This window comes from Streptomyces sp. ADI95-17, from assembly GCF_003846175.1.
GTDB lineage: Bacteria > Actinomycetota > Actinomycetes > Streptomycetales > Streptomycetaceae > Streptomyces > Streptomyces sanglieri.
In genome coordinates this window covers 42,521-56,074 of sequence record NZ_ML123049.1, presented here as the reverse complement: position 1 = coordinate 56,074, position 13,554 = coordinate 42,521, and the positions used below count along the sequence as shown (strand labels likewise).

12 protein-coding genes are annotated in these 13,554 nt (G+C 71.4%); 3 read left to right on the top strand and 9 right to left on the bottom strand.

The annotated features are described in order from the left end of the window. Window positions 1–53: 53 nt before the first annotated feature. The 5 genes from EES42_RS27235 to miaA all read right to left on the bottom strand — a co-directional run bounded on the left by EES42_RS27235 (window position 54) and on the right by miaA (window position 6,367). The gene (locus EES42_RS27235; RefSeq protein ID WP_124720940.1) at window positions 54–1,508 is read right to left on the bottom strand and encodes a M1 family metallopeptidase; all 1,455 of its coding nucleotides are present in this window, start codon (window positions 1,506–1,508) and stop codon (window positions 54–56) included. 96 nt (window positions 1,509–1,604) lie between these two features. Further along, window positions 1,605–3,770 carry a RelA/SpoT family protein gene (locus EES42_RS27230; RefSeq protein WP_124720939.1) on the bottom strand — a complete coding sequence of 722 codons (2,166 nt, stop codon included), beginning with the start codon at window positions 3,768–3,770 and terminating at the stop codon, window positions 1,605–1,607. A 140-nt stretch (window positions 3,771–3,910) separates the two neighbouring features. Further along, complete coding sequence (gene dapF, locus EES42_RS27225) at window positions 3,911–4,783, bottom strand: diaminopimelate epimerase (protein WP_124720938.1); 873 nt, start codon at window positions 4,781–4,783, stop codon at window positions 3,911–3,913. 100 nt (window positions 4,784–4,883) lie between these two features. Further along, on the bottom strand, window positions 4,884–5,321 hold the full coding sequence (locus tag EES42_RS27220; RefSeq protein WP_124721527.1) for a hypothetical protein: 438 nt from the start codon (window positions 5,319–5,321) through the stop codon (window positions 4,884–4,886). Between the two features lie 107 nt (window positions 5,322–5,428). Next, the gene (gene miaA / locus EES42_RS27215) at window positions 5,429–6,367 is read right to left on the bottom strand and encodes a tRNA (adenosine(37)-N6)-dimethylallyltransferase MiaA (protein ID WP_124720937.1); all 939 of its coding nucleotides are present in this window, start codon (window positions 6,365–6,367) and stop codon (window positions 5,429–5,431) included. A gap of 228 nt (window positions 6,368–6,595) precedes the next feature. Between miaA and EES42_RS27210 the strand changes: the two genes are divergently transcribed. After that, window positions 6,596–6,892, top strand: a complete 297-nt coding sequence (locus EES42_RS27210) for an antitoxin (protein ID WP_124720936.1) — start codon at window positions 6,596–6,598, stop codon at window positions 6,890–6,892. An 80-nt stretch (window positions 6,893–6,972) separates the two neighbouring features. Here EES42_RS27210 and EES42_RS27205 read toward each other — a convergent pair whose 3' ends face one another. Then, a complete protein-coding gene (locus tag EES42_RS27205) occupies window positions 6,973–7,686 on the bottom strand; it encodes a class III extradiol dioxygenase subunit B-like domain-containing protein (RefSeq protein ID WP_124720935.1) in 714 nt (237 codons plus the stop codon). Window positions 7,687–7,860: 174 nt separating this feature from the next. Continuing rightward, window positions 7,861–9,354: a tRNA (N6-isopentenyl adenosine(37)-C2)-methylthiotransferase MiaB gene (miaB, locus tag EES42_RS27200; RefSeq protein ID WP_124721526.1), complete on the bottom strand. Its 1,494-nt coding sequence runs from the start codon at window positions 9,352–9,354 to the stop codon at window positions 7,861–7,863. A gap of 145 nt (window positions 9,355–9,499) precedes the next feature. Here miaB and EES42_RS27195 point away from each other — a divergent pair, with 145 nt between their 5' ends. Then, window positions 9,500–10,498 carry a TAXI family TRAP transporter solute-binding subunit gene (locus EES42_RS27195; protein WP_124720934.1) on the top strand — a complete coding sequence of 333 codons (999 nt, stop codon included), beginning with the start codon at window positions 9,500–9,502 and terminating at the stop codon, window positions 10,496–10,498. Between the two features lie 27 nt (window positions 10,499–10,525). On the opposite strand, the gene EES42_RS27190 is transcribed toward EES42_RS27195, so the two are convergent. Beyond that, window positions 10,526–11,920: a sensor histidine kinase gene (locus EES42_RS27190; protein ID WP_124720933.1), complete on the bottom strand. Its 1,395-nt coding sequence runs from the start codon at window positions 11,918–11,920 to the stop codon at window positions 10,526–10,528. 15 nt (window positions 11,921–11,935) lie between these two features. Next, a complete protein-coding gene (locus EES42_RS27185; RefSeq protein WP_124720932.1) occupies window positions 11,936–12,628 on the bottom strand; it encodes a response regulator transcription factor in 693 nt (230 codons plus the stop codon). A gap of 365 nt (window positions 12,629–12,993) precedes the next feature. On the opposite strand from EES42_RS27185, the gene EES42_RS27180 reads away from it, so the two are divergent. Further along, a partial coding sequence (locus EES42_RS27180) for an amino acid ABC transporter ATP-binding protein (protein ID WP_241196617.1) occupies window positions 12,994–13,554 on the top strand: 561 nt, incomplete at its 3' end.

The following is a 13,554-nucleotide window of genomic DNA, read 5'->3' as shown; positions in this document are numbered from 1 at the left end:
CGCCGCGGCGACTCGTCGATAGTGGCACGGTCCGTCGCGCCCGTCACCCGGGTTTACCGCTGTCCGGCGGGCTTGCTGCTGTGCCAGTCGGGGTGCCCCGGCATCGGCGGGGTCTTCTTCCCGTACAGCCAGCCGTCGAGGAACGAGGTCAGGTCGCGGCCCGCGGTCCGGGACGCCAGGCGGACGAAGTCCTCGGTGGTGGCGCTGGCGTCCCGGTGCTTCTTCACCCAGCTCCGCTCCAGCCGGCCGAAGGCGCTCTCGCCGATCTCCTGGCGCAGCGCGTAGAGGATCAGCGCGCTGCCGTCGTACACCACCGGCCGGAACAGGCTGAGCTTCTGTCCGGGCGCCGGGATGTCGGGGCGGGCCGGCGGACCGCCCGCGGCCCGCCAGCCGTCGGACCTGGTGTAGGCCTCGCGCATCCGGCGTTCCAGCGGCTTGTCCGCGTGGTCCTCGGCATAGCGGGCCTCGTACCAGGTGGCGTGTCCCTCGTTGAGCCACAGATCGGACCAGCGCTGCGGGGAGACGCTGTCGCCGAACCACTGGTGGGCGAGCTCGTGCACCATGATCGATTCGAGGTACCACTCGGGGTAGTCGGTCCCGACGAACAGGGAGCGCTCGAAGAGCGAGAGCGTCTGGGTCTCCAGCTCGAAGCCGGTTTCGGTGTGGGCGACAAGCAGTCCGTACGTCTCGAAGGGGTAGCGACCGACCTGCTGTTCCATCCATTCCAGCTGGGCGGGGCTCTTGCTGAGCAGGGGTTCGAGGCGCTTGCGGTCGGCGGTGGGCACCACGTCGCGCATCGGCAGCCCGTGCGGGCCGGTCCGGTCGATGACGGTGGACCGGCCGATGGAGACCTGGGCCAGTTCGGTGGCCATGGGGTGCTCGGTCCGGTAGGTCCAGGTGGTGTCGGCACCGTGCCGGACCGTGCCGGTGGGCAGTCCGTTGGCCACCGCGGTGAGGTCCTTGGGTGCGGTGATCCGGAAGGTGAAGTACGCCTTGTCGGCGGGGTGGTCGTTGCTCGGGAAGACCCGGTGCGCGGCGTCGGCCTGATTGGCCATGGCCAGACCGTCGGCGGTGGGCAGCCAGCCGCCGCTGTCCCGGTCGCCGGCGGGGTCGCTGGTGTGCCGGACGGTGATGCGCAGCGGCACCCCGGCGGGGAGCCGGCCCATGGGTTCGATGATCAGGTCCTCGTCCTTGACGGCGAAGTCGGCGCGCAGCCCGTTGACTTCGACCGTGCGGACCTTGCCCCGGGTGAAGTCGAGGTTGATCCGGTCGAGCGGTTCGGTGGTCCGCGCGTCGATCCTGGTGACGGCGTCCAGCGGCTTGGTGTTGTCGCCGTGGTAGGTCAGTCCGATGTCGTAGGCGCGGACGTCGTACCCGGGGTTGCCGAGGTGGGGGAAGAGCGGATCGCCGATGCCGAGCGGCACGGGTGAGGGGACGGTGGCTGCGACGAGGGTGGCTGATGCGGTGGCCAGCAGGGCGGCCCGCAGACGGCGGGAGATGAACGGCATGAACTACCGCTACCAGCGACGTCCCGCCCAACCGGCGCGGCGCGCGCCGCGCCACCCGAACGAGATACCTGTGGCGGATGGCCCTGCCCGGCGGGGTCAGACGGTGGCGGCGCGGTGCTTGGCGCGGCTCACGTCGTACACCCCGGGCACGTCACGCATGGCGCGCATCAGGGCCGGTAGTCCGGCCGCGTCGGGGAGTTGCAGGGTGTAGGTGTGCCGGACCCGCTGTTCGCTGGGGGGTTCGACGGTGGCGGAGATGATCGCCGCGTCCGCCGTCGCGATCGCCTCGGTGAGGTCGGCGAGCAGCCGGGGGCGTCCGAAGGATTCGGCGACCAGTGTGACCCGGCACTCGGTGGAGTCCGTCCAGCTCACCCCGACCGGTGTCCGGCCGATGGATCGCATCCGGGCGACGGCGGGGCATTCCAGCCGGTGCACGGTGACGGCGCCGCCGCGTACGACGAATCCGGTGACGGCGTCGGGGGGTACGGGGGTGCAGCAGCCCGCGAGCCGTACGGGGGCGTCCGGCCGGTCCGCCACGGCGCTCGCGGCCGTGGCGGGCCCGCTGCCGGTGGTCTGCTGCGGCTGCGGTCCGGGCCTGGCGTGGCCGTGCTGCCCGGGTCCGGTCCCGGCGGGCCGGCCGACGTGCGGGCGCTGGGTGTCCTCGGGGTGGGCGTCCAGCCAGCCGGTGATGGCGATGCGGGCGGCGGGGGTACGGGCGTGGTCGAGCCAGTCGGGCGAGGGGCCCGAGGCGGCGTCCTCGGCGAGCAGCAGCTGCACGGTGTCGCCGTCGCTGAGCACGGTGCCGAGGGTGGCCAGGCGGCCGTTGACCCGGGCGCCGATGCAGTTGTGCGCCTCGTCGCCGTACTGCGCGTAGGCGGCGTCGACGCAGCTGGCCCCGGCGGGCAGTCCGAGCGTGCCGCCGTCGGTCCGGAAGACCGTGATCTCCCGGTCCTGGGCCAGGTCGGCGCGGAGCGTGGTCCAGAAGGTGTCGGGGTCCGTGGCGGACTGCTGCCATTCGAGGAGCCGGGAGAGCCAGCCCGGCCGGGTGGGGTCGGCGCGCTCCCCGTCCGCGGGTTCGGCGGGCTGGGGGCCGGTGCCGCTGTCCGCGGCGTACGGGTTGCCGAGGGCGATGACTCCGGCCTCGGCGACCTTGTGCATCCGGTGGGTGCGGATGAGGACTTCGGCGACCGCCCCGTCCTCGCCCACGACGGCGGTGTGCAGCGACTGGTACAGGTTGAACTTGGGGGCGGCGATGAAGTCCTTGAACTCGGAGATCACCGGGGTGAAACAGGTGTGCAGTTCGCCGAGCACGGCGTAGCAGTCGGCGTCCTCGCCGACGAGCACCAGCAGCCGGCCGAAGTCGGTGCCGCGCAGTTCGCCGCGTTTGACGCCGACCCGGTGCACGGACACGAAGTGGCGTGGCCTGATGAGGACTTCGGCGGGGATGCCGGCCTCCCGCAGCACCGTCGTGACGCTCTCGGCGATGGCCGCGAGCGGGTCCTGCCGGGCGGCGCCGGAGCCCTCCGTCCGCGCGGCGGCGGCGTCGATCAGCGCGCGGGTCCGTTCGTACTCCTCGGGGTGGAGGATCGCGAAGACGAGGTCCTCCAGCTCGGTCTTGAGGGCCTGCACGCCGAGCCGTTCGGCCAGCGGGATCAGCACGTCCCGGGTGACCTTGGCGATCCTGGCCTGTTTCTCGGGCCGCATCACGCCGAGGGTGCGCATGTTGTGCAGCCGGTCGGCGAGCTTGATCGACATGACCCGGACGTCGTCCCCGGTGGCGACGAGCATCTTGCGGAAGGTCTCCGGCTCGGCGGCCGCGCCGTAGTCGACCTTCTCCAGCTTGGTCACGCCGTCGACGAGATAGCAGACCTCTTTGCCGAACTGGTCCCGCACCTGATCGAGGGTCACATCGGTGTCCTCGACGGTGTCGTGGAGCAGTGATGCGGTGAGCGTCGTCGTCTCCGCGCCGAGCTGGGCGAGGATCAGGGTGACCGCGAGCGGGTGGGTGATGTACGGCTCGCCGCTCTTGCGCATCTGCCCCCGGTGCGAGGACTCCGCGAGCACATAGGCCCGGCGCAGGATCGACAGGTCGGCATCCGGGTAGTGGGCCCGGTGGGCCTCGGCGACATGGCCGATGGCGTCGGGCAGCCGGTCGCGGGAGACGGGGCCGAGCAGCGCGACGCGGCCGAGCCTGCGCAGATCGATCCGGGGACGGCCCCGCCTGCGGATGGGGGCACCTGGGCTGGTGGCCTCTGCGCTCATGGGGCACCTCCGGCGACGTCGACCGGCGGTGGGGAGATGCGGTCGCGCCTCCGGGCCGGTGCTTGATGCTACCGAGCCCACCACGTGGCGGAGTCCCGCTCTCGCCCAGCGTGAAACGGATCACCCATTCGAGCGAAGTCCTAACCGGCCACCGTTTCGAGCCAGGCGGGGTCGATCACGCCCTCGGCAACGATCACGGCGGGGCCGGTCATCTCGATCTCGCCGTCCGGCATCTCGGTGATCAGGAGGGTGCCGCCCGGCAGATCGACCGTGTACGTGACCGGGGTGCCGGTCCTGGCGGGGTCCGCGCCGTCCCTGCGGGCCGCGGCGACGGCCACGGCGCAGGCGCCCGTGCCGCAGGAGCGGGTCTCACCGGAGCCGCGCTCGTGGACCCGCATGGCGACATGACGCGGTCCGCGGTCCACGACGAACTCGATGTTGACGCCGTCGGGGTAGACGGCCGCGGGGCTGAAGGGCGGTACGGAGAGCAGGTCGCCGGCGTGGGCCAGATCGTCGACGAAGGCGACCGCGTGGGGGTTGCCCATGTTCACGTTGCGGGCGTTCCAGCTGCGGCCGCCGAGGCTGACCGTGACGCCGTCCTCGGGCAGGAGCGCGCGCCCCATGGAGACCGTGATGGCGCCGTCCTTGGCGATGTGCACCTTCTTCACGCCGCCCCGGGTCGCGACGGCGAGGTCGCCCTGCTCGACGAGTCCGGCGCGCTGGAGGTACCCGGCGAAGACCCGGACCCCGTTGCCGCACATCTCGGCGATCGAGCCGTCCGCGTTGCGGTAGTCCATGAACCATTCGGCCTCGGCCGCCATGGCCTGCGCCTCGGGGTGCGCGGCGGACCGTACGGCGTGCAGCAGCCCGTCACCGCCGATGCCGGCCCGGCGGTCGCAGAGCCGGGCGACGGCGGACGGGGGCAGCTCGATGGCGTTGTCTGGGTCGGGAACGATCACGAAGTCGTTCTCGGTGCCGTGACCCTTGAGGAAGGCGATCTGCGAGTTGCTCACAGGGCAACTGTACGAAACGGCGCCGGCAACCGACGTCCCCGGGCCGTTCTGCGGGCGCCGGCCCGACGCCCGGACCTGCGCAAAGGGCCGGCTCCTGCCGTCACTGGAGCCGAGCAACCCGCCAGACGGCCAGGGCGACCAGCGCGCCGCCGACGACGACGTACAGGGCGATCACCCGCCAGTCGGAGCGCTCGCCCGAGCCGCGCTGCGGCAGGCCGGGCCAGGTGTAGCCCACCCGGCGGGCGGCCATCATGCCCCAGCCCGCGGCGCAGCAGCTGATCAGCAGACCGAGCATGGCCACGACCGCGCCGCCGTCGCCGAACTCGAAGGCCAGCGGAAAGGCGAACATCAGCGACCCCACCGCGGCGAGCATGACGATCGGTGCCAGCTGCCAGATCCGCAGCCGGCGCGCGGGACGCAGCTCGACCTCGACCTCGGGGGTCGCTTCGAGCTCGTCCGGCCCGTCGGGGCTCAGACTCCCCGCCTCGTGCAGCGCGTCCGGTGCGTCTTGTTCAGTGTCGCGAGGGCCGGCCTCCATCGCCACGCGCCCTCCCAACTCGGACTCCACTGGTCGATCGATGCTCGATGATGGCACGCTCCAGGTCGCCGAAATGACGGGCAGGGCTTCCCGATGCCATCACGTGATCAGGCTGTAACCGCTCGTTCGACCAACGCCAGCGCCTGGCGCGGGAGTTCCCCGCGGTGTTCTGCGGCGCCGCTCAGCCAGTGGACCCGCGGGTCGCGGCGGAACCACGAGTCCTGACGGCGGGCGAATCGCTTGGTGGCGCGGACGGTCTCGGCCCGCGCCTCCTCCTCGGTGCACTCCTGGGCCAGTGCGGCGAGCACCTGCTGGTAGCCGAGTGCCCGGGAGGCGGTCCGCCCCTCGCGCAGGCCGTGGGTCTCCAGGGCGCGCACCTCGTCCACGAGGCCGGCCGCCCACATCCGGTCGACCCTCAGGGCGATGCGTTCGTCGAGTTCGGGGCGGGCCACGTCGACGCCGATCTGGACGGTGTCGTACACCGCATCGTTACCCGGGAGGTTGGCGGTGAAGGGCTTGCCGGTGATCTCGATGACTTCGAGGGCCCTGACGATCCGGCGGCCGTTGCTCGGCAGGATGGCCCGGCCGGCTTCGGGATCGGCGGCGGCGAGCCGGGCGTGCAGCGCTCCGGAGCCGCGCTCGACCAGCTCCTCCTCCAGCCTGGCCCGTACGCCGGGGTCCGTGCCGGGGAACTCCAGGGCGTCGATGGCGCCCTTCACGTAGAGCCCGGAGCCGCCGACCAGGACAGGAGTGCGGCCGGCGGCGAGCAGCCGGTCGATCTCGGCGCGGGCCAGCCGCTGGTACTCGGCGACGCTGGCGGTCTCGGTGACGTCCCAGATGTCCAGGAGGTGGTGCGGGACGGATTCGCGTTCGGCGAGCGTCAGCTTCGCGGTGCCGATATCCATCCCCCGGTAGAGCTGCATGGAGTCGGCGTTGACCACTTCGCCGTCGAGCTGCTGAGCAAGAAATACCCCCAGATCGGACTTTCCGGCCGCAGTGGGACCGACGACGGTGATGACCCGCGGTGCGGGAGCTGTGCTTCTCACCGCCACAGTCTCGCAAACCTCCGGCACTCTTCCCGAACGAGTGAGGTGACCGGCCGGGAACGGGAATCGTTCACCGTCCCGGTCAGGACCCGCCCGCCACTCGTCTGCCACGCCCTTCTGGGCGACGCGGTTCCTCACGCGCACCAGTAGAATTCACATTGAATATGGGCGTTTTTTCATGGTTTGAAGAAGCGCTCGACCGCAGTCCCCCAGCAGGGAAGGTGCCCGATGGGCTTCCTGGACAATTTGAAGGCCAAGCTGAGCCCCGCCAAGGACAAGGTCGGCGAACTCGCGCATCAGCACGGGGACAAGATCGACCAGGGGCTCGACAAGGCCGCACGGACGGTCGACGAAAAGACCAAGGGCAAGTACAGCGACAAGATCGAGTCCGGCGCGCGGAAGGCCAAGGACGCGGTCGAGCGCCTGTCCCACAAGGGCGAGGGTGGCACGCCGCCCGCCTCCAGGGACGAGGGTGGCACACCGCCCGCCTCCAAGGACGAGGGTGGTACGCCGCCCGCTTCCTGATCATGAGCTGATCAAGTCCGGGTGACGGCCGTGGAGCGACGCCGCTGCACGGCCGTCACCCGTGGTCCTCGGGCGGCGGCTCAGGACCAGGCGGCGACCAGGTAGCCCACGCCGTAGGGGGCGTCCTCGTACAGCAGTCGTCCTGCCAGGCCCGCGCCCTGCGCCGCGCCCGCGAGCACCTGCCAGGGCGCCCGGCCCGCCGCCTTCAGCTCGTACGCCAGTGCCTCGTCCAGCGCGATCAGCGCGTCCGGGTCCGCCGCGCCCAGCGCGCGGGCGGCCGCCGCGTCGAAGGCCTCGGCGCGTTCGTCCAGATAGCCGGGCGCCTTGAGCGTGCGGCAGGCGCTGCCGTCGCCCATCACGAGCAGCGCTACCCGGTCCGCCCTGGCGGCCAGGTCCCGCCCGGCGCCCGTACAGCGGTCGGCCGCCAGCGGCTCCCCCACGCCCAGCCCCTCCACCGGCGCACCGGCCCATTCGGCGCGGGCCAGCAGCCAGGCGCCGACGGCGAGGGAGGGCGGCAGCGGGCGGTCCGTCGCCGTCGCGAGGTCGCGGCCGAGCCGTACGCCGAGGTCGACGCCGAAGCCCCGGAAGGTTCCGGTGGTCCCCTCGGGGTGCGGTCCGCGGTCCGTCCGGTCCGCGGGCCCGACCACGATCAGCAGGTCGGGGCGCGAGGCGGCGAGCACGCCGAGGGCGTCGGCGCAGGCGTCCCGCAGGGTGTCGAGCTCGGGAGCGGCACCGGCGGCGACCTCGGGCACCAGCAGGGGTGGGCAGGGGCAGACAGCGGCGGCGACAAGCATGGTCGGCAGCGTATCGCCTGGGCGCTGCGAGCCGGCCACCGTCATATGGCGGCCGGACGCGGGCACCCCGGACCGGCCACCGTCATATGGCGGCCGGACCCAGGCACCCCGGACCGGCCACCGTCATATGGCGGCCGGATGCGGGCGCGCAGTCCGCCGTCGGGCGCTGCGGTGTCAGTCGCAGCCGCAGCCCGGGGCCGCCGCGGCAGGCAGCGGTGCCGGGGCTCCGATGCCGGGCAGTCCCAGCATCACTCCGGCCGGCTTGGCGGCCTCGGCGGCGTTGCGCTTCTCCCAGGCGTCCCCGGCCCGGGTCCGCCGCACGGCGAGCGGTGCGCCCTCGGCGAGCAGGTGGTGCGGGGCCGCGTAGCTGATCTCGACGGTCACCACGTCACCGGGGCGCACGTCCTCGTCCGGCTTGGTGAAGTGGACCAGGCGGTTGTCGGGGGCCCTGCCGGAGAGGCGGTGGGTGGCGCCGTCCTTGCGGCCCTCGCCCTCCGCGACCATGATCTCCAGCGTCCGGCCGACCTGCTTCTTGTTCTCCTCCCAGGAGATCTCCTCCTGGAGGACCGACAGGCGCATGTACCGCTCCTGGACGACCTCCTTGGGGATCTGCCCCTCCATCTCGGCGGCCGGGGTGCCGGGGCGCTTGGAGTACTGGAAGGTGAAGGCGTTGGCGAAGCGCGCCTCGCGGACCGCGTGCATGGTCTGCTCGAAGTCCTCCTCGGTCTCGCCGGGGAAGCCCACGATGATGTCGGTGGAGATGGCCGCGTCCGGCATCGCGGCGCGCACCTTCTCGATGATGCCGAGGAAGCGCTCCTGCCGGTACGAGCGCCGCATCGCCTTGAGGATCGTGTCCGAGCCCGACTGCATCGGCATGTGGAGCTGCGGCATCACATTGGGTGTCTCCGCCATCGCCGCGATCACGTCGTCCGTGAAGTCGCGGGGGTGCGGCGAGGTGAACCGGACCCGCTCCAGGCCCTCGATCTTCCCGCAGGCGCGCAGCAGCTTGGAGAACGCCTCGCGGTCGCCGATGTCGGAGCCGTACGCGTTCACGTTCTGGCCGAGCAGGGTGATCTCGGAGACGCCCTCGGCGACCAGGGCCTCGATCTCGGCGAGGATGTCGCCGGTGCGGCGGTCCTTCTCCTTGCCGCGCAGCGCCGGGACGATGCAGAAGGTGCAGGTGTTGTTGCAGCCGACGGAGATCGAGACCCACGCGGCGTAGGCGGACTCGCGGCGGGTGGGCAGCGTGGAGGGGAAGGCCTCCAGGGATTCGGCGATCTCGATCTGCGCCTCCTCCTGGATGCGGGCGCGCTCCAGCAGCACGGGCAGCTTGCCGATGTTGTGCGTACCGAAGACGACGTCGACCCAGGGGGCGCGCCGCACGATGGTGTCGCGGTCCTTCTGTGCCAGGCAGCCGCCGACGGCGATCTGCATGCCCGGCCGCTTGGTCTTCATCGGGGCGAGCCGGCCGAGGTTGCCGTAGAGCTTGTTGTCGGCGTTCTCCCGCACCGCGCAGGTGTTGAAGACGACCACGTCGGCGTCGCCGTCGGAGCCCTCGGCGGCACGTACGTAACCCGCGCCCTCCAGCAGCCCCGAGAGCCGCTCGGAGTCGTGGACGTTCATCTGGCACCCGTAGGTGCGCACCTCGTACGTTTTCAAACCGTCCACTACTCCACCAGCCACGTCGTTGCCGCTCACCCGTCCAGGGTAAGGGCTCCGATCGGGCCCCGATGATGAACACCCCGCCCGGTGACCGCCCGCCGCCGGGAAGCGGCCCTGGTCATCGCCGGAACGGGCTGGCAGGATCGCCGCCATGCTCCAGGCACTCTCCCGAATCGGCAGGCGACGCGTTCTCCAGGTGTGCACCGCCGTCGCCGTCGTGCTCGGGCTGCTGCTGTGGTGGCTGCTGCCGCTCGGACAGCCGGCCCCGACCGGAACCCTGACCTTCAGCACCGGAGTGCGCAGCGGGGTCTACCAGCGTTACGGCGAGCGCCTCAAGGGAGACCTGGCCAGGGATCTTCCCGAGGTGTCGATAAGGCTGCAGACCAGTGAGGGCTCGCAGCAGAACATCGCCCGGGTGGCGACCGGGAAGGCCGACTTCACCATCGCCACCACCGACGCCCTCGCCACCTACCTGCGCAGCGGCAAGCCCGGCGCGGACCGGCTGCGGGGCTGTGTGCGGCTGTACGACGACTACATCCAGCTGGTCGTGCCCCGCGACTCGGAGGTGCGCAAGGTCTCGGACCTGCGCGGCAAGCGGGTCGGGGTGGGGCAGCGGGGTTCGGGCGTGCGGCTGGTCGCCGACCGGCTGCTGACGGCCGCGGGGCTCGACCCCGAGAAGGACGTGACACCGGTCTCCGCCGGTATCGACACCATGCCGAAGCAGCTGGAGAACGACCGCCTCGATGCCTTCTTCTGGTCCGGCGGACTGCCCACGTCCGCGGTGCAGGAGCTGTCGGACCGGTTCGCGATCCGGCTGGTGCCGCTGGAGGCCGCGCTGGTCAAGGAGCTCCAGGCGGCGGGCGGGTCCGCCCGCTACTACCGTTCGGCGATGATGCCCGCCGACGCCTACCACAACGCGCAGCAGGACCAGGCGGTGCCGACGGTCGCGGTCTCCAACGTGCTGGTGACCACGGACCGCTCGGATCCGGCGCTGACGGAGGCGTTCACCCGGACCGTGATCGACAGCCGGGACCGGATCGGGCGCGAGGTGCACGCGGCCCAGCTGGTGGATCTGCGTACGGCGATCTACACCGATCCGCTGCCGCTGCACGAAGGGGCCAGCCGCTACTACCGCTCGGTCAAGCCCTGACCGCTCCTCTTCTTCATGCCGTTGCGTTCAGCCCTGCGGGCCGTTGCGCGGCACCGAGACCGTGACCCGCAGCCCGTGCGGTTCGTGGGCCGCGTAGCTCAGGGAGCCGCCGCCGGCCGCCAGGAGCGCCTGCGAGATGGAGAGCCCGAGGCCGGAGCCCTGGATGTTCTGGTGCTGGGTGCTGCGCCAGAAGCGGTCGCCGATGCGTTCCATCTCCTGTGCGGTGAGGCCGGGCCCGTGGTCGGTGACGACGACCGTGACGTCGTCGCGGCCGGAGGCGACCGTGACGACGACCTCTTCCCCGGCAGGGGTGAACTTCAGGGCGTTGTCGATGATCGCGTCGAGCGCGCTCGACAGCGCGATGGGATCCACCCAGGCCGTCACCGCGGACGAACCGTCCGCCCGGAGCCGTACCCCCTTGTCCTCGGCGACCGGCCGCCAGGACGCGACGCGCTCCGCGGTGAGCGCGCCGATGTCCGTGAGCTGCAGATCGGCCGCGGCGTGTTCGGCCAGCGCCAGGTCGAGCAGGTCGTCGAGGACCTGTGCGAGACGCTTGCCCTCCGTGCGCACGGAGGCGATCTCCTCGTTGCCCTCGGGGAGTTCGAGCGCGAGGAGCTCGATCCGCAGCAGCAGCGCGGCGAGCGGATTGCGCAGCTGGTGCGAGGCGTCGGCGACGAAGGCGCGCTGCTGCTCCAGCACGTCCTCGACGTTGTCGGCCATCTCGTTGAACGACCGGGCCAGGCGCCTGAGTTCCGGTGGCCCGCCGGAAGCCGCGACCCTCGACCGCATGCGTCCGCTGGCGATGTCGTGGGTGGCCGCGTCCAGTGTCCGCACCGGCAGCAGGACCCAGCCGGTGAGGCGGATCGCGGCGCCGACGGCGACCAGCATCGCGACCGCTTCGCCGGCCGCGATCAGCAGCCAGCCGCGGATCGTGCGCGAGCGCATCTCGTCGGTGGGCGAGTCGAGGACCACCACGGCGACGACATCGCCGTCCCGTACGACGGGTGAGGCGACGACGACCCTGCCGTTCTGCCACGGCCAGACCTGCGGCGGATCGTGGCTGCGCCGCCCGAGCAGGGCCTCCTTGAACGCCTCGCGCCCCTCCCCCTCCAGCGGAAGCTGCCAGGCGGCGGGGGCCTTGGCCATGGCGCTGTCGTCGCGGCGGAAGACGCCGGCGCGGATGCCGTACACGGATGCGTAGGTGTCGAGTTCATTGCGCAGGGTGCGCCGGCGCTCGTCGTATCCGGCGGCCGGATCGGTCATGAACTGCGCGAGTGCGGCGAAGCGTGCCGTGTCGTCGATGCGGTCGATGACGACGCGTTGCTGCTGGGCGGCGGCCACGCTGACGGCCAGCGGGAAGCCGAGAGCGAGCAGCACGCCCGCCATGAGAACGATGAGCAGGGGAAGCAGCCGGGTGCGCACCTGGTACGTACGCCTCTACGCGGACGGTGCGACGAGGCGGTAGCCGACTCCGCGCACCGTCTCGATCAGTGCGGGCAGCCGCAGCTTGGAACGCAGGGACGCGACGTGCACTTCGAGCGTACGACCCGTGCCCTCCCAGCTCGTGCGCCACACCTCGCTGATGATCTGCTCCCGGCGGAACACCACGCCGGGGCGCTGGGCGAGCAGCGCGAGCAGGTCGAACTCCTTGCGGGTGAGCTGGACTTCCGATCCGTCGACGCTGACCCGGCGGGTCGGCAGCTCGATGTGAACATGTCCGAGACGCAGCCCGGCGACGGGCATCGGCACGGTGTCCTCGCCCGGTGCGTTGCGCCGGCTGACGGCGTGGATACGGGCGAGGAGTTCGCCGGTGTCGTACGGCTTGACCACGTAGTCGTCGGCGCCGAGGTTGAGGCCGTGGATCCGCGACCGTACGTCCGCGCGCGCGGTCACCATGATCACCGGGGTGGAGGTGCGCTTGCGGATCTTGCCGCACACCTCGTAACCGTCCTGGTCGGGGAGGCCGAGGTCGAGGAGCACGACGCCGAACGGCTCCGTGTCCGCGGGCAGCAGCGCCTGCAGGGCCTCCTCGCCGCTGCGCGCGTGCACGACCCGGAAGCCGTGCCGGGCCAGGATCGCGGAGAGGGCGGCGGCGACGTGGTTGTCGTCCTCGACGAGCAGCAGTCTCATGGCCTCCCTCTCCGGTTCTTCGACTTCTTCGGCGGTTCCGGCAGGACGCCTGCCGGCGGGCGTCGGCAGGTGTCGGTGCGGTCTCCCGTACGCTCCTCGTCACTTTCCCGTACCGAGGCGTTTCACGTCATGGCGTACCAGGGCATCCACTCCGATGACAGGCCCGTCAGTCAAGGGCCGCCCGTCGCATCCGGCCATCTGTTATCCACCCGGTACGCCCCGGGCTCCGCACCCTGCGTCCCGTTCACGCGGAGTGTCCGGTTGCCGCCGGATCGTTATCCTCAATTTCCGCTCAGATGTAATGACGCTGGTAGCACTGCGTCACTAGGGTCCTTCCCAACCGAGGAGGACGGAGCAAGAAGCCGATGAGCGGAGTTTCAGTGACCAAGGGTGCCGAGGACGCCGCGCCTGCGGCGAACGACCTTGTCGTACTGAGCAACGTCAACAAGCACTTCGGCGCGCTGCATGTGCTCCAGGACATCGACCTGACGATCGCCCGTGGCGAGGTCGTGGTCGTCATCGGGCCCTCCGGGTCCGGGAAGTCCACACTGTGCCGCACGATCAACCGCTTGGAGACGATCGACTCGGGCGCCATCTCGATCGACGGCAAGCCGCTGCCCCAGGAGGGCAGGGAGCTGGCCAGGCTGCGTGCCGATGTCGGCATGGTCTTCCAGTCGTTCAATCTCTTCGCGCACAAGACGGTGCTCGAGAATGTGATGCTGGGCCAGGTCAAGGTCCGCAGGACGGACAAGAAGGCCGCCGAGGACAAGGCCCGTTCGCTGCTCGACCGGGTGGGTGTGGCGACGCAGGCCGACAAGTACCCCGCCCAGCTCTCCGGCGGTCAGCAGCAACGTGTGGCCATCGCACGGGCGTTGGCGATGGACCCGAAGGTGATCCTCTTCGACGAGCCGACCTCCGCGCTCGAC